This window comes from Pseudomonas quebecensis (genome assembly GCF_026410085.1).
Lineage (GTDB): Bacteria > Pseudomonadota > Gammaproteobacteria > Pseudomonadales > Pseudomonadaceae > Aquipseudomonas > Aquipseudomonas quebecensis.
In genome coordinates, this window is sequence record NZ_CP112866.1 from 3908785 (window position 1) to 3933981 (window position 25197).

Genomic DNA, 25197 nt, shown 5'->3' on the forward strand with positions numbered 1-25197 from the left:
CGCGCATGCGTCATAGGTAGGGTATGCCAACGTGCAACCCTGGCCCTTGAACAGCGACCGCCCCATTCGGGGCGGTCGTCGTGGTTTACCCGCAAGCTATTGAGAACACGCGAAAAACCTCAGCCGGTGTTGCGCAGGCCTGCCGCGATACCGGCCACGGACACCAGCAGCGCCTGTTCCAGAGGGCTGTCCTGCGCGGCTTGCTGGCGACGCGAGCGCGCCAGTAGTTCGGCCTGCAGCAGGTGCAAAGGGTCGAGGTAAGTGTTGCGCAGGCGGATGAACTCCAGGGTATCGGGGCTGTGGGCCAGCAGTTGCGACTGGCCGGTCAGCCCGAGCACCACCGAGCACGCCTGCGACAATAGGTCGCGTAAGTGCGCACCCAATGGCAACAGATCGGGCTCCACCAGGCGCTCGTCATACAGCCGCGCAATATCCGCATCCGCCTTGGCCAGAACCATTTCCAGCATGTCGATACGGGTGCGGAAGAACGGCCACTGCTCGCGCATCTGCCCCAGCAAGTCGCCTTCACCCCGTTCCAGGGCCTTGCTCAACGCGGCCTCCCAGCCGAGCCAGGCCGGCAGCATCAGGCGGGTCTGGGTCCAGCCGAAGATCCACGGGATGGCGCGCAGGCTCTCGATACCACCCGCGCGGCGCTTGGCCGGTCGGCTGCCCAAGGGCAGGCGCCCCAGCTCCTGCTCGGGGGTGGACTGGCGAAAATATTCAACGAACTGCGGATTTTCCCGCACCACGGCGCGGTAGGCCCTTACACCGTCCGCCGCCAATTCATCCATCAAATGGCGCCAGGCCGGTGCAGGCGGCGGTGGCGGCAAGAGCGTCGCCTCAAGGACGGCGGCCAGGTAAAGGTTAAGGTTCTGCTCGGCGATGTCCGGCAGGCCGAACTTGAAGCGGATCATTTCGCCCTGCTCGGTGGTGCGAAAGCGCCCCGCTACCGAGCCCGGAGGCTGGGACAGGATCGCCGCGTGCGCCGGGCCGCCGCCACGGCCGACGGTGCCGCCGCGGCCGTGGAACAACAGCAACTCCACTTGCTGTTCACGACAGATGTCCACCAAACGCTCCTGCGCGCGGTACTGCGCCCAGGCGGCGGCGGTGGTACCGGCGTCCTTGGCCGAGTCGGAGTAGCCGATCATCACTTCCTGCGGACCTTGCAACCGGGCCCGATAGCCCGGCAACTGCAGCAATCGTTCAATCACCGGGCCGGCGTTATCCAGGTCGGCCAGGGTTTCGAACAGCGGCACTACGCGCATCGGTCGCTGCACGCCCGACTCTTTGAGCAGCAACTGCACCGCCAGCACATCCGAGGCCGCGCCGGCCATGGAAATAACATAGGAACCCAGCGATGCCGCTGGGGCTGCCGCCACTTCCCTGCACGTGTTGAGCACTTCGGCCGTGTCGTCCGACGGCTGGAAATAACCCGGCAGCAACGGTCGACGGTTGTCCAGTTCCTGCATCAGGAAACGGATACGGGTCTCCTCGTCCCACTCTTCGTAGCGCCCAAGGCCGAGGTAGTCGGTGATTTCGGTCATGGCCGCGCAATGGCGAGTGGAATCCTGACGCACATCCAGGCGCACCAGGAACAGGCCGAACGTCACCGCGCGGCGCAGGCAATCGAGCAGCGGTCCATCGGCGATCACGCCCATGCCGCATGCATGCAGCGACTGGTAGCACAACTGCAGCGGTTCGAGCAGGTCATGGTTGTCCTGCAACACCTCGGCGGGCGCCGGCGTGCTGCTGCTCAATGCGGTGTGGGCCCACTGGCGCGTGGCGCGCAAGCGTTCGCGCAACTGCTTGAGCAAGGCGCGATAGGGTTCGACACTGTCGCCGACCCTGGCCTGCAGCGCCGGACTGGCCTGTTGCATCGACAGCTCGGAGGCCAGGTGATCGATATCGCGCAGGTACAGGTCGGCGGCCATCCAGCGCGCCAGCAGCAGGACTTCTCGGGTGACCGGCGCGGTCACGTTCGGGTTGCCGTCACGGTCGCCGCCCATCCACGATGCAAAGCGAATCGGCGCGGCCTCCAGGGGCAGACGCAGGCCGGTGGCGGCATGCAAGGCCTGGTCGGCCTTGCGCAGATAATTGGGGATGGCGTGCCACAGCGAATGTTCAATCACCGCGAAGCCCCATTTGGCCTCGTCCACCGGGGTGGGCCGGGTGCGACGGATCTCTTCGGTGTGCCAGGCTTCGGCGATCAGACGTTGCAGGCGCTCGCGGATCTGCTCGCGCTCGGCGCTGGTGAGGTCGCGGTGGTCCTGCAGGGCCAACTGCGCGGCAATGGCGTCGTATTTCTGGATCAGCGTACGGCGCGCCACTTCGGTCGGGTGGGCGGTGAGCACCAGTTCGATCTCAAGGCTCGCCAATTGGCGGGCCAGGGACTCATCGCTGTGGCCTTCGCTTTGCAGGCGCGCCAGCAACTCGGGTAACACACGGGCTTCGAAGGGGGCGGGCTGCGATTCATCGCGCCGATGAATCAACTGATACTGCTCGGCGATGTTGGCCAGGTTGAGGAACTGGTTGAAAGCCCTGGCCACCGGCAGCAGTTCATTTTCCTGCAACTGGTTGAGGCTGGCGCTCAGTTCATCGCCAGCGGTTTTCTCCGAGTCGGTGCCACGGCGGTCGGCCTTGGCGCCTTTGCGGATCTGCTCGATCTTGTCGAGAAAATCGTCGCCATACTGCTCTCGAATCGTGTTACCCAATAGCTCACCCAGCAGGTGAACATCCTCTCGCAAGCGTGCATCGATATCACTCATCAGCCACTCTCCAGCCAGAAATCCGGGACGCGCAGACCTGCCAGAGTGCCGCCCGCATTGTTTTATGACAAGACTTTAAACCTTGTGGGTTGCAGCTAGTCTCAACGTTAAGCCGTCGCGATACGCGAGCGGCTGGTCACTCATCACCGCCCGCCCACCGTGGGCTTTATTGAGGTTGCCATGAAAATCCGAGAATTGGCCCAGCACTGGGAAGAGAATGCCAAGGGTCGCCTGACCAAGACCGAATACGCGATTCACCTGGATGTAGAAGCCGCCGCCCGGCTGGCGGCCATCGCCGAGATGTACCCCAAGCGCAACACCGAAGAGTTACTGGGCGAGCTGATCGGCGCCGCGCTTGAAGAACTTGAAGCCAGCTTTCCCTACATCAAGGGTCAGCACGTGATTGCGACCGATGAGGAGGGCGACCCGCTGTACGAAGACGTCGGCCCCACCCCACGCTTTTTGTCGCTGTCGCGTCGCTATCTGCATGATTTATCTACCAGTGCGGACGAATCCCAGCACTGAGGTACTGTCGTTTAATCCACTCCTTCCTATGTATTTCGGGCCTGACGCAGGCCCGAAATACTATCCGGCACTGCAAAAGTTCCAATTTTTTTCCCTGACCAGTCAGTCAATTATTTTTTTAGGCAAATCGCCATCTCTACTGAACTTTTGAAAAAAGCCTCCGGTCACAGCCAGTAAGCCATCACTTGGAACGGCCGTTTGAAAGGGCACCAGGCGCTTTATTACCGGGCTCGCAGCCGTTCACTGACTGAGATGGATTTTGATTTTTTCAGGAGTTATCCAATGGAGTTGAAGACGATGAAGACCAGCACTGCCAAATCCTCGTTTAACCACCTGCGCGGGCTCAAATTGGCCGCGCTGGCAATCGGCACCAGCTTCGTACTGGCTGGCTGCGCCGGCAACCCGCCGACTGAGCAATATGCGGTGACCCAGTCTGCGGTCAACAGCGCTGTCAGCGCCGGCGGCACCGAGTTCGCAGCCGTGGAAATGAAGTCGGCCCAGGACAAGCTCAAAGAAGCTGAAATCGCGATGCACGACAAAAACTACGACAAGGCTCGTATGTTGGCTGAACAAGCCGAGTGGGACGCCCGTGTCGCAGAACGTAAAGCCCAGGCTGCCAAAGCTGAGCAAGCGGTGAAGGATTCCCAGAAGGCCGTTGACGAGTTGCGTAAAGAAGGCATGCGCCCGGCTGCTATCCAGCAGAAGTAATCCGAGCCCCTTGACTGCACCGCACCCGATATCGAATTGAAAGGACGACACGATTATGCGTAAACAACTGATGATCCCTGCCCTGTTGGCAATGAGCGTTGCCCTGGCGGCCTGCTCCACCCCGCCGAACGCGAACCTGGAAAACGCCCGCACCAACTTCTCCTCTCTGCAGACCAACCCACAGGCCACCAAGCTTGCGGCGCTGGAAACCAAAGACGCTCAGGAGTGGCTGGACAAAGCCGATAAAGCCTATCGCGACAAGGAAGACCAGAAGAAGGTCGACCAGTTGGCCTACCTGACCAACCAGCGCGTTGAAGTGGCCAAAGACACCATCGTGCTGCGCGAATCCGAAGCGAAGCTGAAGAACGCCGGCGACGAACGTGCCCGCGCCCTGCTGGATGCTCGCGATGCGCAGATCAAGCAGCTGCAGGACAGCCTGAACGCCAAGCAGACCGATCGCGGCACACTGGTCACGTTCGGTGACGTACTGTTCGCCACCAACAAGTCCGACCTGAAATCCAGCGGCCTGGTTAATATCACCAAGCTGGCTCAGTTCCTGCGCGACAACCCGGACCGTAAAGTGATCGTCGAAGGCTACACCGACAGCACCGGTTCGGACTCGTACAACCAGAGCCTGTCGGAGCGCCGTGCCGCTTCCGTGCAACGTGCACTGGCCCAGCAAGGCGTGGATATCTCGCGCATCGTGACCCAGGGTTACGGCAAGGAATACCCGGTTGCCGACAACGGCAGCGCTTCGGGCCGTGCCATGAACCGTCGCGTTGAAGTGACCATCTCCAACGATAACCAGCCGGTCAAGCCACGTTCGTCCATGGCTAACTGATGGATTGATGCACCCAAAAAAACCACCGGAAACGGTGGTTTTTTTTGCCCTCAGAACGGGATCGGCCCTTTGCTCTCTTCGTAGCCCACCGGCTCAGGCTCCGTCGATTGCTGCAACTTTTCAGGCTGCCGTTGCGACCGCTCCTCATCGCATTCCTGGTACAGATCCAGGCTCGCCTGCGCCCTTGCCATCTCCAGCCATTTAACGATCGCACCAATCTGCATCGCGACTCTCCTGCGCTCGCTGTTTCCAAAGGGTGGGTCAGCCAGGCTGACTGCCCCGTGAGTGGCGACTGAGGCGCAAGGGTTCCAGCTATTTGCAATAGCGTGGGCATCGAGCCAACTATTGCTGCAACTGCGGGGTCTCCTGGCCCATGCAACGCACCGCCTGTTTTTTATTATTCACCAGCACGCCGCTCAGGCCTTTCTGCTCGGTATCGAACATGACCAGCACACCATCCACGCACTGTGCCACTTGGGCGGCCGGGGTCAGGGAGATCTTGTAGTCTTCGCCCGGCACGGTCTTGAGCATGGTGAAATCGCTGAGCAACAGCGCGTCTTCCGGTTTGGCGAAGTGCAGGTAGCCGTAATACCACAGGCAACCGACGGTACCGATGATGGTGCCGATGCCGGTGAGGATCAGCGGGATCATGTTGCGTTCTTCGCTCATTGCGGGCTCTCTGATGGATCAACGTTAGGAGTCGGATAGTTCGGAATTTCGCCCAGGCGCCGCAGGCTATTGAAATGTTGCGGGTCGTCCAGATAGCGCAGCATCACGGTTTGCCAGGTTTTATCGGCAAAGGTCTGCACATGCCCGCCCCGGGTCAATTGCAAGACTCTGGGCGGCGGTGCGGCCTGGTACAGGCGGATGCCATTGGCCACGGGCACGATCGGGTCATCGAGGCTGTGAAACAACAGTTTAGGCACGCCGCTCAACTGGGGCATGGCATTGATCGCACTGTCCGCGTCGGGCACGAGCCAGGATAAGGGCACTTGCAACGGCCATGTTAGCCAAGAGGTGCTCAAGGCGAATTGTCCTACGTCACGATAACTGGCCGGCACGCCGTCCAGCACCAGCGCCTTGAGCTGGGCCTGACGCTGCGGGTGCGCCGCCAGGTAATGCACGGCGAGCGCGCCGCCCAGGCTTTGACCCAGGACTATCAAGGGCTGGCCTTGGGTTTCAGGGGCCTTATCGATCCAGCGGAACGCCGCGTCCACGTCTTGATAAACCGCCGGTAGCGACGGTTTGCCCTGCGATAACCCATAACCACGGTAGTCCAGCAGCAGCACTTGGTAACCCTGCTCCGGCAACCACCAACTGCCGCCCAAGTGCCAGGCCAGGTTGCCACCGTTGCCGTGCAGATGCAGCACCGTGCCCTTGAGCGGCACGCCGGGTTTGGCCGGCAACCACCAAGCGTGCAGCTGGACGCCGTCGGCGGTGGTCAGGGTGATGTCGCGGTAGTCCAGGCGCGCTTTTTCCGGCGTGAACGGCAGGCCGGGTTCGGGATAGAACAAGAGCGAGCTGCAGCCGTTCAATGTGAGTAGCAGGCACAGAATGCCGAGGATTCTCATCCGTTGAAGCCTCGTGAATAACAGCATTTAAAGGATATTGGAGTAGTCCGCCTCGATCCGATCCAGGCTCAGGTGGTTAAGGAAGTTGGAGAAACACATCCATGCCGCCAGGGCGTTCATGTCACGGAATTGATCGGGCAGGTATTTGGGCGGCACCACCAGGCCTTCGTCTACCAGTTGGCGCAGGGTGCGCATGTCTTCCAGGGTGGTCTTGCCGCAGAACAGCAGCGGCACCTGTTCCAGCTTGCCTTTGCGCACGGCCAACTGGATGTAGTTGTAGACCATGATAAAGCCCTTGAGGTAAGACAGGTCCTTGGTAAACGGCAGACCGGTCGGCACCGAGCCACGGAACACGCGGCTGGCGTTGCCGTAGCTTTCAGCCATTTCAAAGCCTTGCTCACGGAAGAATTCGAACACCTGCAGGAAGTCGGCGCCCTCCTCCACCATATGGATGGCGCGCGTGCGGTTGGTCAATTTGCGCAAGCGGCTGGGGTAAGAGGCAAAGGTAATGATCTCCATCAGGATCGCCAACCCTTCCTGGGTCACGGTCGACGACGGCGGCCCCTTGGACAGGAACGTGCAGATCGGCTGGTTCTGGCCGTTGAGCGTGGTGCCCACATGCACCAGGCCTTCATGCACTTCCAATGCGCGCACATCGCGGTCGTTGAACATCGCGTCGGCGCGGATCTTGATGTAGTCGGCTCCCGCCGCCGCGTCGGCGACGATACCGTCGGACTCGAACACGCGGATGGTTTCCTCGGCCTCGCCGAATACCTTGTTCAGGCGGGTCTGCAGCAGGGCCACGGCGTCCTTGGCGGTCAGGGTCTTGGCTTCGTCCTTGAGGTCGCCACGGCCATCGATATTGTTCAAGTAATCGGAGAGCATCAGGCCCAGGTCCGCCAGGGTCGGGTCGCCGGCGTGGAACGCATCGGAGGCAGCGCCGTACAGTTCCTGGGAGATCAGGCCGAAATCCTCGGTGCCCCGGGCCTCCAGCATGCGCACCACCATGCGGTATTCCTTGCACATGCGGCGCATGATCTGCCCGACCGGGCTGAATTGGCCGAGACGGCGGGTGATGTCACGCTCGATATTCTGAAATTCCAGCTTCACCGCGCTGGAGTCGAAGGACAGCGGCCGGTTCAGGTAATAGTCGCGATCCACGGCCGGCATGGCTTTGCCCTTGGCCTTGAGAAACCCCTGACGGATGTTCTCGTCCCACTTCACGGCGTCGAGGACGCGGATCGGGGTTTGCGCCAGCACAATGCGATCGGACAAGGTGCGTATCGTCTGCTGGTAATCGTCCACCCGGTATTTCCTCTTTAAACGTTATTGACCCGCGCGCCGGTAGCGCACGGCTTCAACGAACACATCGGCATTGGCCGGATCATCCAGGTAGGCAAACACCTGGTTCATGGCACTGTCGACCCGTACACCGGCGCCTTCGACGGTGTCCACGGGGCTGCCCTGCAGTCGCTGTTGCCCGATGGCCTGGCGAATCTGCTCGAGGTCCAGGTTATAGACCACCAATTCGTGCTTATCGTCGAACTCGAATCCCGCCAGAAAATAGTGCCCTCCGAACCTGGCCGGCAACGGTGCCGACAGGTACCAGCGGCTGCCATGACGCGTCACGGTAAACAGGTACTCATCGCGCTGCGTCGGCGAGGCTTTAGGGTAGCTCACCGCCTTGTAACGGTGCTCACCGGCGCGGCTGATTTGCAGATTGAGCGGTTCGCCCCAGGCATTCCTGCTGGTCCAATGGCCCAGCAATTCATCCGGCGCCGCCTCATGGGCGGGCAACGGGTCCTTGAACGTTACCAGGCAACCCCCGAGCAACAGGAACCACACGGCGATTACCGCCACACGCCAGGTTTTCATTGGACTCCCCCGGTGTCAGACCGAGGCCAACACCAAATGCATATAACGCTTGAGAATCTCAAGCATCTCGTCAGCGGTCAGAGGCTCCGGGCCGCCCAGCAGGCCCTGATATTCCATCCGACCGATAATCGCCGTCAACACCTTGGCATCCTGTTGCGGCTCGCGGGAACCCAGTACCTGGAAAAACTGCCCGGTGCCCTGCAGCAGGATCTGTTGATGGGAACGCACCAGTTGCGCCAGGCGCGGGTTGAGCAAGGCTTCCTGACGGAACGCCTGTTCGGCCATCAAGTGCTCACGGCGGTTGGTCAATTGGCGCATGACGTAATCGGCGGTCAAGCGCGCGATGTCGTCCGCCAACTGCGAACGCGACTGCGGGCTGCCATCGCCATAGGCAACCATCTCGCGCAGCAAACCTTCGTTACGCACCCACAGCTTGCCCATGAACGCGGCGCTGCGCTCCACGTACTGGGCGAAGGTGTCGGTGAGCAGGTCGTCAATGTCTTTGAAGTAATAGGTGGTCGCCGACAGCGGCACCCCCGCCTCGGCCGCCACCGCGCGATGGCGCACGGCCCGCACGCCATCGCGCACCACGATGCGCATGGCGGCATCCAGAATATCTTGCCGGCGCTGCTCGCTGCCTTGGCGACTGGCCTTGCGGCCCTGGTACTGGACGCTTTCAACCACGGCAGCAGCAATGCCGGCGGCGCCTTCTTGTGGGGTTACGCGGTTCACGACTTACATCCTTGAACAGATCAAAACCTGGCGCTGTTTGCTTGACGCTTATAGACGCCACATAAAAAAGCCGCCTTATAAAAGGCGGCTCTGGATTTCGCTACGGTTACGCTTGTGGCCGCATGTGCGGGAACAGGATCACATCGCGGATCGACGGCGAGTTGGTCAACAACATCACCAGGCGATCGATGCCGATCCCTTCACCGGCGGTCGGCGGCATGCCGTATTCCAGGGCGCGAACGAAGTCGGCGTCGTAGTGCATGGCTTCGTCATCGCCAGCATCCTTGTCGGCCACCTGGGCCATAAAGCGCTCGGCCTGGTCTTCCGCGTCGTTCAACTCGGAGTAGGCGTTGGCGATTTCGCGGCCGCCGATGAACAGCTCGAAACGGTCGGTGACGTTCGGGTTGTCATCGTTGCGACGGGCCAGCGGCGACACTTCGAACGGGTACTGGGTAATGAAGTGCGGCTGCTCCAGCTTGTGCTCCACCAGCTCTTCGAAAATCATCACCTGCAGTTTGCCCAGGCCTTCGAAGCCCAGCACCTTGGCGCCGGCTTTCTTGGCGATGGCGCGAGCCTTGTCGATGTCGTTCAGGTCATCGGCGGTCAGCTCGGGGTTGTACTTGAGGATCGAATCGAACACCGAGAGGCGCACGAACGGCTCGCCGAAGTGGAACACCTTGTCGCCGTACGGCACGTCGGTGCTGCCCAGGACCAGCTGCGCCAGCTCGCGGAACAGTTCTTCGGTCAGGTCCATGTTGTCTTCATAGTCGGCGTACGCCTGGTAGAACTCCAACATGGTGAATTCAGGGTTGTGACGGGTCGAGACGCCTTCGTTGCGGAAGTTGCGGTTGATCTCGAAGACCTTTTCGAAGCCACCGACCACCAGGCGCTTGAGGTACAGCTCAGGCGCGATACGCAGGAACATTTCCATGTCCAGCGCGTTGTGGTGGGTTTCGAACGGTTTGGCTGCGGCACCGCCGGGGATGGTTTGCAGCATCGGCGTTTCCACTTCCAGGAAGTCACGCTGCATCAGGAAACTGCGGATGTGGGCGATGATCTGCGAACGGACGCGAAAGGTGTGGCGTACGTCTTCGTTGACGATCAGGTCGACGTAGCGCTGGCGATAGCGCTGCTCGGTGTCGGTCAGGCCGTGGTGCTTGTCCGGCAGCGGGCGCAAGGACTTGGTCAGCAGGCGCACGTTGGTCATTTCCACGTACAGGTCGCCCTTGCCGGAACGGGCCAGGGTGCCTTCGGCGGCGATGATGTCGCCCATGTCCCAGGTTTTCACCGAGGCCAGGGTTTCTTCGGACAGGGTCTTGCGGTTGACGTAGACCTGGATACGCCCGGTCATGTCCTGGATCACCATGAACGAGCCACGGTTGAGCATGATGCGACCTGCCACCTTGACCGGGATCGCCGCTTCAGCCAGCTCTTCCTTGGTCTTGTCCGCGTACTGTTTCTGCAAGGCATCGCAGTAGTTGTCGCGGCGGAAGTCGTTGGGGAAGGCGTTGCCCTTGGCGCGCTCGGCAGCAAGCTTTTCCTTGCGCAGGGCGATCAGGGAGTTTTCTTCCTGTTGCAGGGCTTGCGGGTCGAGTTGTTGGTCGCTCATGTCTTTAGATTTTCCATCACAGGTTCGTTGCCCCCAGGCCTTCGGCCTGGGGATCGCGGGCAAGCCCGCTCCCACAGAGGGTGTTACAGGCCGGACTTCAGGCTGGCTTCCAGGTACTCGTCGATATCGCCGTCGAGCACCTTGTCGCAGTCGCTGCGTTCGATGTTAGTGCGCAGATCCTTGATCCGCGAGGCATCAAGCACATAGGAGCGGATCTGGTGACCCCAGCCGATGTCCGACTTGGTGTCTTCCAGCGCCTGGGACGCGGCGTTGCGCTTTTGCATTTCCTGCTCGTACAACTTGGCCCGCAGCATTTTCATGGCGGTGTCCTTGTTGGCGTGCTGGGAGCGTTCGTTCTGGCAGCTGACCACGGTGTTGGTCGGTACGTGGGTAATCCGCACGGCCGAGTCGGTGGTGTTAACGTGCTGACCACCGGCACCGGAGGAGCGATAGGTATCGATCCGCAGGTCCGCCGGGTTGATCTCGATTTCCACTTTGTCATCGATCTCGGGCGAGACGAACACTGCGCAGAATGAGGTGTGACGACGGTTGCCGGAGTCGAACGGGCTCTTGCGCACCAGGCGGTGCACGCCGATCTCGGTACGCAGCCAGCCAAAGGCGTACTCGCCCTTGATGTGCACGGTCGCGCCCTTGATGCCGGCCACTTCACCGGCCGACAGCTCCATGATGGTCGCGTCGAAGCCGCGTTTGTCGGCCCAGCGCAGGTACATGCGCAGCAGGATGTTGGCCCAGTCCTGGGCCTCGGTGCCGCCGGAACCGGCCTGGATGTCCAGGTAGGCGTTGTTCGGGTCCATTTCGTGGCTGAACATGCGGCGGAATTCGAGCTTGGCGAGGTTCTCCTCGAGACGGGCCAGCTCGGCGACCACATCGCCCACTGCGCCTTCGTCGTTTTCTTCAACGGCCATGTCCAGCAGGTCACGGCAATCGGCCAGGCCGGTGTTCAGCTCATCGAGGGTGTCGACGATCTGCGCCAGCGCAGCGCGCTCGCGACCCAGCTCCTGGGCGTATTCAGGTTTGTTCCAGACACTCGGATCTTCAAGCTCGCGATTGACCTCGGTCAGACGCTCATGCTTTTGATCGTAGTCAAAGATACCCCCGAATAGTTTCGGAGCGCTCGGACAAGTCCTTGATGGTGTTAAGGATCGGGTTGATTTCCATGGCGGGCAGCACTCGTTGGCGAACTTTTGAAAGCCGGCGAGTATAACGGCAAACAGCTGGAAACGGCAGCCCGCTGAGCCGAAAAGGCGGTTTCAACTCCCATGGAAATCCACTGTAAGAGCGGGCTTGCCCTCTCCCACAGTGAGTTGAGCATAGCCTCAGGTCACTCGATACCGACCTGATTGCGCCCATTGTGCTTGGCCGTGTACAGCCCCTTGTCAGCGGCCATGATCACCTGCCGGCAACTGGAGCCCTGCTGCGGCGTCATGGTCGACAGGCCGATGCTGACGGTCAGGCACGAACCCTCGGTCGGGGCGTTGTGCGGGATGTTCAACGCGGCGACGGCCATGCGCAGTTTCTCCGCCACCAAACGCGCGCCACCCGGCGAAGTGTTGGGCAGCACCAGGGCGAACTCTTCGCCGCCGTAGCGCGCCGGCAGGTCCGACGGGCGGCTGCTGGCTTCGCGGATGGTGTCGGCCACCTTGCGCAGGGCTTCGTCGCCTTCGACGTGGCCGAAGCTGTCGTTGTAGGTCTTGAAGAAATCCACGTCGATCATCAGCAGCGACAACTGGGTCTGGTCGCGCATGGCGCGGCGCCATTCCAGCTCCAGGTATTCGTCGAAGTGGCGGCGGTTGGACAACCCGGTCAAGCCATCGGAGTTCATCAACCGTTGCAGCACCAGGTTGGTGTCCAGCAACTGTTGCTGGCTGACCCGCAACGCACGGTACGCCGCATCACGCTGCAACAGGGTCATGTAGGAACGCGAGTGATAGCGGATGCGCGCCACCAGCTCGATATTGTCCGGCAGTTTGACCAAATAATCGTTGGCGCCGGCTGCAAAGGCCGCGCTCTTGATCAGCGGGTCTTCCTTGGTGGAGAGCACGATGATCGGGATGTTCGCCGTGGCCGGGTGATTGCGGTACTCACGCACCAGGGTCAGGCCGTCGAGGCCGGGCATCACCAGGTCCTGCAGGATTACCGTGGGCTTGATGCGGATGGCCTGGGCAATCGCCTGGTGCGGGTCGGCGCAGAAATGGAAGTCGATGTTTTCTTCCTGGGCCAGGCCACGCCGGACGGCTTCGCCGATCATGGCCTGGTCGTCGACCAGCAACACCATGGCGGCGTTTTCGTCGGTCTTGATATCGTCGATCTGTAAGTCATTCATCTGCAGTCACCTGAATTACCACCTGCAAACCAGCACCGCGCAAGGCCTTGCTCATTGTGCAAAGACCTCCAGCAGACGAGGCGCAATTCTATCCAGTGGGCGAATTTCAACAGCGGCATCGATTGCCGCCGCCGCTTTGGGCATGCCATACACCGCCGAGCTCTGCTGATCCTGGGCGATGGTCAAATAACCTTGTTCACGCAGCAACTTGAGGCCCTGGGCCCCGTCACGGCCCATGCCGGTCAGCAATACGCCGACGGCATCGCCATTCCAGTGGCTGGCGACGCTCTCGAAAAACACGTCGATCGAAGGGCGATAGATCTCGTTCACCGGCTCGGCGGTATAGGCCAGCGTACCGTTCTTCAATAAACGAATGTGATGGTTGGTGCCGGCCAGCAACACCACCCCGCTCTGGGGCGGCTCACCTTCACGGGCCAGGCGCACCGGCAGGCCGCAAGCGCTGCCGAGCCATTCGGCCATGCCGGCGGCGAATACCTGATCGACGTGCTGGACCAGCACAATGGCGGCAGGGAAATCCCGGGGCAAGCCCTTGAGCAGGGTTTCCAGGGCCGCAGGACCACCCGCCGATGAGCCGATGGCCACCAGGCGCTGGCGTTTACCCTCATGGCGCGGGGGCGCGACTTCAGCGCGCACACGGCTGCCGCGCTGGCCGATCAGCCAACCGATATTGAGGATCTTGCGCAGCAACGGCGCGGCCGCATCCCTGGGGTTGCCCACGCCCAGCGCCGGTGTATCCACCACATCAAGGGCGCCATGCCCCATGGCTTCGAACACACGACTCACGTTGGCCTGGCGGTCGACGGTCACGATCAGGATCGCACACGGGGTCTCGGCCATGATCTGGCGCGTGGCCTCCACGCCGTCCATCACCGGCATGATCATGTCCATCAGGATCAGGTCCGGGGTCAGCTCGGCGCAGCGCTGCACCGCGTCCAGGCCATTGTTGGCGACCCACACCACCTCATGCGTCGGCTCGAAACTCAACGCACGGCGCAAGGCCTCGACCGCCAGGGGCATGTCGTTGACGATGGCGATCCTCATGCCCGCGCGCCTCCGATCAGTTCCATCACCGCATCAAGCAAGGCGTCGTCGTGGAAACTGGCCTTGGCCAGATAATAGTCGGCCCCGGCGTCGAGCCCGCGCCGGCGGTCTTCTTCGCGGTCTTTGTAAGACACCACCATCACCGGCAACGATTGCAGGCGACTGTCACGGCGCAAGAGTGTGACCAATTCGATACCGTCCATGCGGGGCATATCAATGTCAGTGATCAGCAGGTCGAAGTCCTCGGAACGCAAGGCGTTCCAGCCGTCCATGCCATCGACGGCCACGGCCACTTCGTAGCCACGATTAAGCAACAATTTGCGTTGCAGTTCACGCACCGTGAGCGAGTCATCGACCACCAGCACGCGTTTGCGCGGTGCTTCGGTGGTCTGCTGGCTGCGGCGGGCAATGCGCTCCAGGCGGCCGGTATTGAGCAACTTGTCCACCGAGCGCAGCATGTCTTCGACATCGACGATCAACACCACCGAGCCGTCGTCGAGCAACGCACCGGCGGAAATGTCCTGAACCTTGCCCAGGCGATCGTCCAGCGGCAACACCACGAGCGTGCGCTCGCCGATGAAACGCTCCACCGCGATACCGTACACCGCGTCACGCTCGCGGATCACCACCACTTTCAGCGTCTCTGAAGGGCTCTGCCCCGCCGGGCGCTGCAGCAGCTGGCTGGCGGCGACCAGGCCGACATGCCGGCCTTCGTGCCAGAAATGCTGGCGCCCTTCCAATTGCACAATGTCCTCGGGCGCCAGGTCGCACATGCGCTCGATATGCGCCAGCGGGAACGCATACGCCTCTTCGCCGACCTCCACCACCAGGCTGCGCACCACCGACAGGGTCAGCGGCACCTCCAGATGGAAGCGGCTGCCCTGCCCCGCCGTCTGCTCCAGCACCACCGCGCCGCGCAACTGGCGCACCATATGCTGCACCGCGTCCAACCCGACGCCGCGCCCGGAGACCTCGGTGACTTTGTCGCGCAGGCTGAACCCCGGAAGGAACAGGAACGTCAGCAACTCCTCCTCGCTCAAGCGCAACGCGGTTTCCAGCGGCGACAGCTTGCGCTCGACGATAGTGCCGCGCAGGCGCTCCAGGTCCACCCCATTGCCGTCGTCGCTCAGTTCCAGCACCAGCAACCCCGCCTGGTGGGAGGCGCGCAGGCGGATCAGCCCTTCGGCCGGTTTGCCCGCCAGTCTGCGCTGCTCGGGCATTTCGATGCCGTGATCGACGGCATTGCGCAATAAATGCGTGAGTGGCGCTTCGAGCTTTTCCAGCACGTCGCGATCGACCTGGGTTTTCTCGCCTTCGATCTCCAGACGCACCTGCTTACCCAGGCTGCGGCCAAGGTCGCGCACCATGCGCACTTGCCCACCAAGTACGTCGGCAAATGGACGCATGCGACAGGCCAGCGCGGTGTCATAAAGCACCTGGGCGCGCTGCCCGGCCTGCCAGCCGAACTCATCGAGCTCGGCGGTTTTTTCCGCGAGCAGCGCCTGGGCTTCTGCCAACAGGCGGCGTGCATCGGTCAGGGCCTCCTGGGCTTCGAGGTTCAAGTGCTGGGTCTTGAGCTGACCGTCCAGGGTGTCGAGGGCGCGCACGCTCTGGCTTTGAATACGCTTGAGGCGCTGCAGGCTGACCAGGTACGGCTTGAGTCGCTGGGTTTCCACCAGGGACTTGCTCGACAGGTCCAGCAGGCTGTTCAAGCGCTCGGCGGTCACGCGCAGCACGCGCTCGCCGCCCTCGGTCATGCGCTTGCCTTGGCGCGGCGGGTCGCTGGCGACGGGCGGTGCCGGCTCGGGTTCCGGCGCCAGTGCTTCGGGCGCCGGCTCGGGTACCGTCGGCGGCGCGATTGCGGCGCTCGGTTGCGCGGGGTCCAGCAAGCGCTCCATCGACGCCACGTATGCCTCGATATCCGCCGGCCCTACGTTATTACCAGGCGTGGCGATGCGCATCAGCAGGTCGGTGCCTTGCAGCAACGCATCGATATGTTCAGGTTGCAGGTACAGACGGCTTTCCTGGGCGCTGACCAGGCAGTCCTCCATGACGTGGGCCACGCTGACCCCGGCATCCACCCCCACGATGCGCGCCGCGCCCTTGAGGGAGTGGGCCGCGCGCATGCAGGCCTCAAGCTGGTCGGCCTGGGTCGGGTTACGCTCCAGCGCCAGCAGCCCCGCGCTCAGCACCTGGGTCTGCGCATCGGCTTCCAGGCTGAACAGCTCCAGCAGCGAGGCATCGCGCATCTGGTCGGGGGTCATGTAAGGCTCCGGGTCACGGCAGACAGCAATTGTGCCTCGTCCAGCCAACGCAGACTGCGGCCTTTCCACTGCAGCACGCCCTGGGTGTAGCGCGCGCTGGCCTGGGTGCCGGACACCGACGCCGCGCTCAGCATGCGCTCGTCGATGGCGTGGATACCGTCCACTTCATCCACCGGCACCACCACCGGGCCATCCTGGGCGGCAATGATCAACATCCGCGGCATGCTGCGCCCGCCAACGGGGCCAGCGCCGGCGGCGTCCAGGCCAAGCAGTTCCACCAGCGAGAGGCACGCCACCAGCGCACCGCGCACATTGGCCACGCCGAGCAGGGCGCGTGAGCGCTGGTGGGGCAAGGAGTGAATCGGTTGCAGCGGTGCCACTTCCACCAGGCAACGGGTAGCGATACCGAGCCACTCCTCGCCAAGGCGGAACATGAGCAGTGAACGGGTGACCACGTCCTCGTCGACTGTCTCGGCGACGTGGGCGCGATGATCGCCCTGCTGCAACGCATAGCGGTCCAGCAGGCGCGTGGCGGCGGCGGAATACACCGAGCAGTTCCGGCAGTGGATATGCTCCACCAGCAGCGGGCAGGATTTGTCGCCATGGATGCCGATGCGATTCCAGCAATCGTCGATGGCTTGGGTGTCGGCCAGGGTCAGGTCCAGGCCGGTGGTGTCGAGCGCGTCACTACTCATGGTTTGGACTCACTGTCAGCTCGCTCGCTGCGCACGGCCCGCGCCTGCAAACGACGCGCCCCCGCACGGTCGCCCTGGGACTCCAGCAACGCGGCCAACTGCATCAGGGCCTGCGGATGCTGGGGTTCCAGGTACAAGGCTTTTCGATAATACCCCTGCGCCTGCAGGGCGCTACCTTCCACATCGCTGAGCAGCCCCAGCCAATAGAACACCTGGGCGGCCGGCGGGTGGTTGCTCAAATATTGTTCGCACGCAGCACGCGCTTCGGCACTTTTGCCTTCGTTGGCCAGGGTCGCGATACGGCTGAGCAAGGTGCCCGCCTCGGACGGCGGCACCTGGATCGGCATCACCTGGGCACTCACCGTGCTGAACGGCCGAGGCTTGGCGGGAATCGGTGCCGCGCTGCGTTGCGGCCTGGGCGTCGGTACAAAGGTCGGCGCCGGCTTGGTCGGCTCGACATGTCGGCTGAAGGCAAAGGACTGCGGCACGCCAATCGAACGCATGCCATGACGTCCAAGCAGACTGCCCTCGGCCGGGCCGATGAACAGCACGCCGTCAACGTGGGTCAAGCGCTTGAGCACGTCGAACACTTGCTGTTGGGTCGGTTGGTCGAAGTAGATCAACAGGTTGCGGCAGAACACGAAGTCATAACTGGCCTCACTGGCCAGCAGCGCCGGGTCGAGCAGGTTGCCCACTTGCAGGCGCACCTGCTCACGCACGCGCTCGGCGATGTGGTAACCGTCGCCATGCTCGGTGAAGTGGCGCTCGCGAAACGCCAGGTCGCCGCCGCGAAACGAATTTTTGCCGTACACGCCGCGCCGGGCGCGCTCCACCGACAGTGGGCTGACGTCGACGCCCTGCACCTTGAACTGATGCGGCGCCAGGCCGGCATCGAGCAAGGCCATGGCGATCGAGTAAGGTTCTTCGCCGGTGGAACACGGCAGGCTCAGGATGCGCAGCGCACGCATCTGGTTGATCTCGGCCAGGCGCGTGCAGGCCAGGCGCGCCAGGGTTGCAAAGGATTCGGGGTAACGGAAAAACCAGGTTTCAGGGACGATCACCGCTTCGATCAGCGCCTGCTGCTCGTCGTGGGAGCGCTGCAGGTGCTGCCAGTAATCATCCGGCGTGCGCGCCTCGACAGCTTTGCTGCGCTGGCGCACCGCGCGCTCGATGATGGCCTCGCCCACCGACGCAACGTCCAGGCCTATGCACTCCTTGAGAAAAGCGAAAAAGCGCGGGTCGTTACTCATAGGCTTTGCTCGTCGGCGAACAACAGGGCACGCACGTCGTCGGTGAGCAGATCGTTGACGCCGATCCACTGCATCAAGCCCTGTGCATCCTCACGCACCAGCCCCAGGTACGGCGCCTCGCGGTTGTCCAGGCCATACGCTTGGAACTCTTCAAGGCCGCAACGCAGGGTGTCGGTGGCCTGCTCCAGAATCAGCCCCAGCCGGCGCGCCGCAACCCAGGGCTGCGGCTGGTAGTGCACCAGTACCAGCCGCGTGCTGGTGCGGGCCTGGGCCGGTGTGCCGAAAGCCAGGGCGCTGAGGTCGATCACCGGCACCAGCGCGCCCCGATGGGCAAAAATCCCCGCCACCCACGCAGGCGCGTGAGCGATGGGCTTGAGCGGCAGGCGCGGCAGCACTTCGGCCACTTCGGTGGCCCGCAGGGCATAGCGTTCGCTGCCGATATGAAATACCAGGAACAACGCTTTTTTCGCTGCCGGGACGGCGCCGCGTTTAGCCGCGAGGTCGCTCATCAGACTTTGAAACGCGACACGCCGCTGCGCAGACCCACCGCAACCTGGCTCAGTTCATCGATGGCGAAGCTGGCCTGACGCAGAGACTCCACGGTCTGGCTGCTGGCGTCGCCCAGTTGCACCAGCGCATGGTTGATCTGCTCGGCACCGGTGGCCTGGGCCTGCATGCCTTCGTTAACCATCAGCACCCGCGGCGCCAGCGCCTGGACCTGATGAATGATCTGCGACAGCTGCTCGCCCACCTGCTGCACTTCGAACATGCCTCGACGCACTTCCTCGGAGAATTTGTCCATGCCCATCACCCCGGCCGACACCGCCGACTGGATCTCACGCACCATCTGCTCGATATCGTAAGTCGCCACGGCGGTCTGGTCGGCCAGGCGCCGCACCTCGGTGGCCACCACGGCAAAGCCGCGCCCGTACTCACCGGCCTTCTCGGCTTCGATGGCGGCATTGAGCGACAGCAGGTTGGTCTGGTCGGCGACCTTGACGATGGTGACCACCACCTGGTTGATGTTGCCGGCCTTCTCGTTGAGGATCGCCAACTTGGCGTTGACCAGGTCGGCGGCGCCCATCACCGAGTGCATGGTTTCTTCCATGCGCGCCAGGCCCTGCTGGCCGGAACCTGCGGCCACCGATGCCTGGTCGGCGGCGGTCGAGACTTCGGTCATGGTGCGCACCAGGTCCTTGGAGGTGGCGGCGATTTCGCGGGACGTGGCGCCGATCTCGGTGGTGGTCGCGGCGGTTTCGGTGGCGGTGGCCTGTTGCTGCTTGGAGGTGGCGGCGATCTCGGTAACCGAAGTGGTCACCTGCACCGACGAGCGCTGGGCCTGGGACACCAGGGCGGTCAGCTCGGTCATCATGTCGTTGAAGCCGGTTTCCACCGCGTTGAATTCGTCCTTGCGCGACAGGTTCAGGCGTTTGCTCAGATCGCCGGTGCGCATGGTTTCGAGGATTTCGACGATACGCTGCATCGGCGACATGATCGCGCGCATCAGCAGCAGGCCGCACAGGCCGGCGGCGAGGATCGCCACGGCCAGGGACACGAACATGCTGACTTTGGCGGCAGCTACGGCTTCATCGATAGCGGAGGTGGCGTTGTCGGACACGCCTTTGTTTTCGGTGATGATATCATTGAGCTTCATACGGCCTTCGGTCCAGACAGGCGTCAGTTGCTCTTCGAGCAGGTCGTGCGCGGCCGGCAAATCATTGGCCTGGATGCGCTCGATCACCTGGGCCAGAACCTTGTTGTAATTGATGTGCGCAGCCTTGAAGTTATCGAACTCCATGCGGTCGGCCTGGTTGCCGATGGTTTTCTCGTAGTTGGCCATCTGCTGTTCGATGCGCTTTTCAAAACTCTGATAATCGCTCTTGTCGGCGCTGGTGAGGGTCTTGTCTTCACGCATGCCGATGATATCGAGGGTCAGCAGATAACTGTCGACCCATGCGCTGCGGATCATGGAACTGAGATACACCCCCGGCACCGCGTCATCGCGCACGGCCTCTTGCCCGGCTTCGATTTTCATTAACCGTGAATAGGAGACCACGACCATTAACAGCATGATGGCGATAACGACCGCAAAACTTGCCAGGATCCGTTGGCGCAAGGTCCAGTTCTTCACAGTAATTCCTCGAAGGCCCATTCAAATGGGGGGAGTATAGCTGAGCAGCAGCGCTCATTTATGAATGGGTTTTGGTGGGGTACCGACATAAACACTAAAACGTCGGTGGGAGGGGCAGCCCCCTCCCATACTTTGTTTGAAACCGGTGGTTATGGGTTAAGGCGTACCTGCTTTTCCAGTTCCAGCTTCAAGCCCGGCTCCAGTTTGAGCTGGCGCGCCAATTCATCCAGATAGGCCTTTTCCATAAAGTTTTCCTCATCCACCAGCATCACACTGGCGATGTACATCTCGGCGGCCATTTCCGGGGTGCCGGCGGCGCGGGCGACATCGGCAGGGTCCAGGGGCTTGTTCAGTTCGGCGTGCAGCCAATGCTGCAATTCGCGGTCGTTGTCCAGCTTGGTGAATTCGCCTTCGATCAGTGCGCGCTCGCGCTCATCCACATGCCCGTCGGCCTTGGCGGCCGCGACCAATGCCTTGAGGATGCCCTGACTGTGCTGCTCGGCCTGGGCCGGTGGCAGACGGTCGATGGTCTGCGGCTCGCCCTGGGGCGCGCTGGCCTGTTGCGCCTGCCAGTTACCGTAGGCTTTGTAGGCGATGACGCCCAAGGCGGCCAGCCCGCCGTAGGTCAGCGCCTTGCCGCCGAATTTGCGGGCTTTCTTGTTGCCCAGCAACAGCCCCATGGCACCGGCCGCCAGGGCCCCGCCACCGGAGCCACCGAGCAGACTGCCCAGGCCGCCACCGCCGAGCAGACCGCCCAAGGCGCCCTTGTCTTCCTGTTTGCGCTGGCCGCCGGCCTTGTTCTGCAACATGTCCTGGCCGGACTTGAGCAACTGATCGAGCAATCCACGGGTGTTCATAACAGCCTCCAGATACTTGAGTTCATAGGACCAATAGGCCGCCAGCGTAAAACTAAGTGCCAAAAAACCTGGATCTAGAGTGCTTCCAGATGTAACGCCGCTGCCCTTCGCTAAAACCGATATACACTCGCGCACATCTATAAAAACAGCCTTCTGGTAATTCCCGCATGATGACCTTGCGTCAAATTCGCCACTTCATTGCGGTGGCCGAGACCGGCTCGATCTCCGCCGCAGCGCAGACTGCGTTCATTTCCCAGTCGACTCTGACCCTGGCGATCCAGCAACTGGAGCAGGAGATTGGCGTCAACCTGTTCAATCGCCACGCCAAGGGCATGACCCTGACCCACCAGGGCCATCAGTTCCTGCGTCAGGCGCACCTGATTCTCGCCACCGTCGACAACGCCAAGCGCAGCCTGCAACAGAGCACCGACCAGGTAGCCGGGCAATTGATCATCGGCGTGACCAGCCTGGTGGCCGGCTATTATCTAGCCGACCTGCTGACCCGCTTCCAACGCGCCTACCCCAATGTGGAAATCCGCGTGATGGAAGACGAGCGGCCGTATATCGAGCACTTACTGGTCAGCGGCGAAATCGACGTGGGTGTGCTGATCCTCTCCAACCTTGAAGATCGTCACGCCCTGCAGACCGAAGTCCTGACCCATTCACCTCATCGCCTGTGGCTGCCGGCGCAGCATCCATTGCTGGAACACGACAGCATCAACCTCGCCGACGTGGCGCGCGAACCGTTGATTCAACTGAACGTCGACGAAATGGACCATAACGCCCAGCGCCTGTGGGCCGGCGCCGGCCTGCAACCGCGCGTGACCCTGCGCACGGCCTCCACCGAAGCGGTGCGCAGCCTGGTGGCGGCGGGCCTGGGGGTGTCGATCCAGCCGGACATGACCTACCGCCCATGGTCGCTGGAAGGCGACATCATCGAAGCGCGGCCGATTGCCGACCTCAGTCAGACCCTCGACGTGGGCCTGGCCTGGCGCCGTGGCACCGCACGGCCAACCCTGGTGGACCCGTTCCTCACCGTGGCGCGCGAACAGCCACACCCACGCAAGCCATCTATTTAATCGAATGCTGCATTCAGTATTTAGTATTTGTTGACCTCGCGCCCGCGCTCTACTCTCGGCTCATCCATAAGAGAAGGCCGGGCGCCTTGTAAGAGAACGCCCATGGCCACACAAGAAAAGAGATCGCGAAAAATGTCCGGCGCGCCCACCCCGCTGCTCACTGCGTTGCTGATCGACGGCGAATTGGTTCAGGGCCAAGGATTTGTCGAGCCGATCCTCAACCCGGCCACCGGTGACGTGCTGACTCACATCGCCGAAGCCAGCACCGAGCAAGTCGAAAGCGCCATCCTCGCCGCCCATCGTGCATTTGCCGGTTGGTCACGCACCACGCCGCAGCAACGCTCCAACCTGCTGCTGGGCATCGCCGATGCCATCGAAAAACAAGCCGACTACCTGGCCCGCCTGGAATCGCTGAACTGCGGCAAGCCGTTGCATCTGGCGCGCCAGGATGATTTGAGCGCGACGGTGGACGTGTTCCGTTTCTTCGCCGGCGCGGTGCGTTGCCAGACCGGCCAACTGAGCGGCGAATACCTGCCGGGCTACACCAGCATGGTGCGGCGCGACCCGATTGGCGTGGTGGCCTCGATTGCGCCGTGGAACTACCCGCTGATGATGGCCGCATGGAAAATCGCCCCCGCCCTGGCCGCCGGCAATACCCTGGTGTTCAAGCCGTCGGAACACACGCCGTTGTCGATCCTGGCCCTGGCGCCCGTGCTTAAAGCGCTGTTGCCACGCGGGGTGATCAACATTCTGTGCGGCGGCGGCGAAGGCGTTGGCGGCCATCTGGTCAGCCACCCCAAGGTGCGCATGGTGTCGCTGACCGGCGATATCGTCACTGGCCAGAAGATTCTGCAAGCCGCGTCCAAGACCCTGAAACGCACGCACCTGGAACTGGGCGGCAAGGCACCGGTGATCGTGTGCAACGACGCCGACCTGCAGGCCGTGGTCGAGGGTGTGCGCGCCTATGGCTATTACAACGCCGGGCAGGACTGCACTGCCGCGTGCCGCATCTACGCCCAGGCCGGGATTCACGACAAATTGGTCGCCGAACTGGGCGCCGCTGTCAGCAGCCTGCGCTTTGCCGGCAAACGCGATGCCGATAACGAACTCGGCCCGCTGATCAGCACACGCCAGCGCGACCGCGTCGCCAGTTTCGTCGAGCGCGCCCTCGGCCAGCCCCATATCGAACGGGTCACCGGCGCCGCGGTGCATTCCGGTGCCGGTTTCTACTACCAACCCACGCTGCTGGCCGGTTGCAAGCAAGGCGATGAAATCGTCCAGCGCGAAGTATTCGGCCCGGTGGTCACCGTGACCCGCTTCGATGAATTGGAGCAAGCGGTGGACTGGGCCAACGACTCCGAATACGGCCTGGCTTCGTCGGTGTGGACCCAGAACCTGGACAAAGCCATGCAAGTGGCCGCGCGCCTGCAATACGGCTGCACCTGGATCAACAGCCATTTCATGCTGGTCAGCGAAATGCCCCATGGCGGCTTGAAGCGTTCGGGGTATGGGAAAGATCTGTCGAGCGACTCACTACAAGACTACAGCGTGGTGCGCCACATCATGGCGCGTCACGGTCAGCACCTTTAAAACAACAACTAAGCTCATGCGTCACGGCTTCACACACTGCCCCGACCATAATTAAAGAAGAGGGAACCCCCATGTCCGCGCACAAGACCGCACTGCTCAGTGCCTTGACCACCGCGCTGCTGGCCAGCGCCAGCCTGCAGGCCGCCGAACCGCTCAAAGCACTCGGCGCCGGCGAAGGCCAATTGGATATCGTCGCCTGGCCCGGCTATATCGAACGTGGCGAAAGCGACAAAGCCTACGATTGGGTCAGCGGTTTCGAGAAGGAAACCGGCTGCAAGGTCAATGTGAAAACCGCCGCCACCTCTGACGAAATGGTCAGCCTGATGGCCAAAGGCGGCTATGACCTGGTGACCGCCTCCGGCGATGCGTCGCTGCGGTTGATCGTCGGCAAGCGTGTGCAGCCGATCAATACGGCGCTGATTCCCAACTGGAAAAACATCGACCCGCGTCTCAAGGATGCGCCGTGGTACGTGGTCGGCCAGCAGACCTACGGCACCCCGTACCAGTGGGGGCCGAATGTGCTGATGTACAACACCACCGTGTTCAAGACCGCACCCACCAGTTGGAGCGTGCTGTTCGCCCCGCAGAACCTGCCGGACGGCAAGCCGAACAAGGGCCGCGTGCAGGCGTATGACGGCCCGATCTACATTGCCGATGCGGCGCTGTACCTCAAGGCCACCCAGCCGGAGCTGGGCATCCAGAGCCCCTACGAACTGACCGAAGCCCAGTACAAGGCCGTGCTTGACCTGCTGCGTGCCCAGCAACCGTTGATTCACCGCTATTGGCACGACACCACCGTGCAGATGAGTGACTTCAAGAACGAGGGCGTGGTGGCCTCCAGCGCCTGGCCATATCAGGTCAACGGGCTGGTCAACGAGAAACAACCGATCGCCTCGACTATTCCCAAGGAAGGCGCCACCGGCTGGGCCGACACCACCATGCTGCACAGCGAGGCCAAACACCCCAACTGCGCCTACAAGTGGATGGACTGGTCGCTGCAGCCGAAGGTCCAGGGCGATGTCGCCGCATGGTTCGGCTCGCTGCCGGCGGTGCCGGCCGCGTGCAAGGAGAGCGAACTGCTCGGCGCCGAGGGTTGCAAGACCAATGGCTTCGACCAATTCGACAAAATCGCCTTCTGGAAAACCCCGCAGGCCGAGGGTGGCAAGTTCGTGCCGTATAGCCGCTGGACCCAGGATTACATCGCGATCATGGGCGGCCGGTAACGACCTTCAGGTTATTTGAAGGTCTCCTGTGGGAGGGGGGGGGCAAGCCCCCTCCCACGTTGACCGCACTCACAGA

General features: G+C 62.4%; 23 protein-coding genes. 6 read left to right on the plus strand and 17 right to left on the minus strand.

All coding sequences use genetic code 11. The features are described from left to right. Nucleotides 1–119: 119 nt before the first annotated feature. Entirely contained in the window at nucleotides 120–2765 is a 2646-nt protein-coding gene (gene ppc, locus OSC50_RS18215; RefSeq protein WP_181079176.1) for a phosphoenolpyruvate carboxylase, read from the minus strand. Nucleotides 2766–2945: 180 nt separating this feature from the next. Here ppc and OSC50_RS18220 point away from each other — a divergent pair, with 180 nt between their 5' ends. From OSC50_RS18220 to lptF, 3 genes are all read left to right on the plus strand, one after another. Next, nucleotides 2946–3290, plus strand: coding sequence for a pilin assembly protein (locus tag OSC50_RS18220; protein ID WP_181079173.1), 345 nt, complete (start codon nucleotides 2946–2948; stop codon nucleotides 3288–3290). 282 nt (nucleotides 3291–3572) lie between these two features. Further along, a complete protein-coding gene (locus tag OSC50_RS18225; RefSeq protein ID WP_065886057.1) occupies nucleotides 3573–3998 on the plus strand; it encodes a DUF4398 domain-containing protein in 426 nt (141 codons plus the stop codon). 55 nt (nucleotides 3999–4053) lie between these two features. Next, nucleotides 4054–4839, plus strand: coding sequence for a lipotoxin F family OmpA-related lipoprotein LptF (lptF, locus tag OSC50_RS18230; RefSeq protein ID WP_181079170.1), 786 nt, complete (start codon nucleotides 4054–4056; stop codon nucleotides 4837–4839). A gap of 50 nt (nucleotides 4840–4889) precedes the next feature. Here the strand turns inward: lptF and OSC50_RS18235 are convergent, their stop codons facing one another. The 16 genes from OSC50_RS18235 to OSC50_RS18310 all read right to left on the minus strand — a co-directional run bounded on the left by OSC50_RS18235 (nucleotide 4890) and on the right by OSC50_RS18310 (nucleotide 21229). Then, entirely contained in the window at nucleotides 4890–5063 is a 174-nt protein-coding gene (locus tag OSC50_RS18235) for a hypothetical protein (protein ID WP_181079167.1), read from the minus strand. A gap of 118 nt (nucleotides 5064–5181) precedes the next feature. After that, nucleotides 5182–5508 carry a PA3694 family proteiin gene (locus tag OSC50_RS18240; protein WP_003172217.1) on the minus strand — a complete coding sequence of 109 codons (327 nt, stop codon included), beginning with the start codon at nucleotides 5506–5508 and terminating at the stop codon, nucleotides 5182–5184. Continuing rightward, entirely contained in the window at nucleotides 5505–6410 is a 906-nt protein-coding gene (locus OSC50_RS18245; protein WP_266248206.1) for an alpha/beta hydrolase, read from the minus strand. Before OSC50_RS18245 ends, OSC50_RS18240 begins: the two co-directional genes overlap by 4 nt. Before the next feature lie 27 nt (nucleotides 6411–6437). Continuing rightward, complete coding sequence (locus OSC50_RS18250) at nucleotides 6438–7715, minus strand: flavohemoglobin expression-modulating QEGLA motif protein (protein WP_181079161.1); 1278 nt, start codon at nucleotides 7713–7715, stop codon at nucleotides 6438–6440. 21 nt (nucleotides 7716–7736) lie between these two features. Beyond that, nucleotides 7737–8285, minus strand: coding sequence for a hypothetical protein (locus OSC50_RS18255; RefSeq protein ID WP_266248204.1), 549 nt, complete (start codon nucleotides 8283–8285; stop codon nucleotides 7737–7739). 15 nt (nucleotides 8286–8300) lie between these two features. Continuing rightward, complete coding sequence (locus OSC50_RS18260) at nucleotides 8301–9017, minus strand: TetR/AcrR family transcriptional regulator (protein ID WP_181079154.1); 717 nt, start codon at nucleotides 9015–9017, stop codon at nucleotides 8301–8303. A gap of 106 nt (nucleotides 9018–9123) precedes the next feature. Continuing rightward, nucleotides 9124–10626, minus strand: a complete 1503-nt coding sequence (gene lysS, locus OSC50_RS18265) for a lysine--tRNA ligase (protein WP_181079152.1) — start codon at nucleotides 10624–10626, stop codon at nucleotides 9124–9126. An 83-nt stretch (nucleotides 10627–10709) separates the two neighbouring features. Further along, nucleotides 10710–11805 (minus strand): peptide chain release factor 2 gene (gene prfB / locus OSC50_RS18270; protein ID WP_098100956.1). Its coding sequence is split into 2 segments (ribosomal slippage): nucleotides 10710–11732 and nucleotides 11734–11805, totalling 1095 coding nucleotides; the frame shifts between segments, so codons are not numbered across the junction. Between the two features lie 163 nt (nucleotides 11806–11968). Further along, a complete protein-coding gene (locus OSC50_RS18275; protein WP_181079150.1) occupies nucleotides 11969–12970 on the minus strand; it encodes a response regulator in 1002 nt (333 codons plus the stop codon). 51 nt (nucleotides 12971–13021) lie between these two features. After that, nucleotides 13022–14032, minus strand: a complete 1011-nt coding sequence (locus tag OSC50_RS18280; RefSeq protein ID WP_181079147.1) for a chemotaxis response regulator protein-glutamate methylesterase — start codon at nucleotides 14030–14032, stop codon at nucleotides 13022–13024. Next, nucleotides 14029–16296, minus strand: a complete 2268-nt coding sequence (locus tag OSC50_RS18285; protein WP_266248201.1) for a hybrid sensor histidine kinase/response regulator — start codon at nucleotides 16294–16296, stop codon at nucleotides 14029–14031. The genes OSC50_RS18280 and OSC50_RS18285 overlap by 4 nt, the downstream gene beginning before the upstream one ends. Further along, nucleotides 16293–16991 carry a chemotaxis protein CheW gene (locus OSC50_RS18290; protein ID WP_266248200.1) on the minus strand — a complete coding sequence of 233 codons (699 nt, stop codon included), beginning with the start codon at nucleotides 16989–16991 and terminating at the stop codon, nucleotides 16293–16295. Before OSC50_RS18290 ends, OSC50_RS18285 begins: the two co-directional genes overlap by 4 nt. Beyond that, the gene (locus tag OSC50_RS18295) at nucleotides 16988–18241 is read right to left on the minus strand and encodes a CheR family methyltransferase (RefSeq protein WP_266248198.1); all 1254 of its coding nucleotides are present in this window, start codon (nucleotides 18239–18241) and stop codon (nucleotides 16988–16990) included. Before OSC50_RS18295 ends, OSC50_RS18290 begins: the two co-directional genes overlap by 4 nt. After that, nucleotides 18238–18750, minus strand: coding sequence for a chemotaxis protein CheW (locus OSC50_RS18300; RefSeq protein WP_181079136.1), 513 nt, complete (start codon nucleotides 18748–18750; stop codon nucleotides 18238–18240). Before OSC50_RS18300 ends, OSC50_RS18295 begins: the two co-directional genes overlap by 4 nt. Then, a complete protein-coding gene (locus OSC50_RS18305) occupies nucleotides 18750–20372 on the minus strand; it encodes a methyl-accepting chemotaxis protein (protein ID WP_181079133.1) in 1623 nt (540 codons plus the stop codon). Before OSC50_RS18305 ends, OSC50_RS18300 begins: the two co-directional genes overlap by 1 nt. A gap of 149 nt (nucleotides 20373–20521) precedes the next feature. After that, a complete protein-coding gene (locus OSC50_RS18310) occupies nucleotides 20522–21229 on the minus strand; it encodes a tellurite resistance TerB family protein (protein WP_181079130.1) in 708 nt (235 codons plus the stop codon). Between the two features lie 167 nt (nucleotides 21230–21396). Here OSC50_RS18310 and OSC50_RS18315 point away from each other — a divergent pair, with 167 nt between their 5' ends. From OSC50_RS18315 to ydcS, 3 genes are all read left to right on the plus strand, one after another. Next, entirely contained in the window at nucleotides 21397–22308 is a 912-nt protein-coding gene (locus OSC50_RS18315; protein ID WP_253510865.1) for a LysR family transcriptional regulator, read from the plus strand. A 132-nt stretch (nucleotides 22309–22440) separates the two neighbouring features. Further along, nucleotides 22441–23898 carry a gamma-aminobutyraldehyde dehydrogenase gene (locus tag OSC50_RS18320; RefSeq protein WP_266248195.1) on the plus strand — a complete coding sequence of 486 codons (1458 nt, stop codon included), beginning with the start codon at nucleotides 22441–22443 and terminating at the stop codon, nucleotides 23896–23898. A gap of 71 nt (nucleotides 23899–23969) precedes the next feature. Next, nucleotides 23970–25121 (plus strand): putative ABC transporter substrate-binding protein YdcS, encoded by a 1152-nt coding sequence (ydcS, locus tag OSC50_RS18325; RefSeq protein ID WP_181079121.1) that lies wholly within the window; start codon nucleotides 23970–23972, stop codon nucleotides 25119–25121. Nucleotides 25122–25197 lie beyond the last annotated feature (76 nt).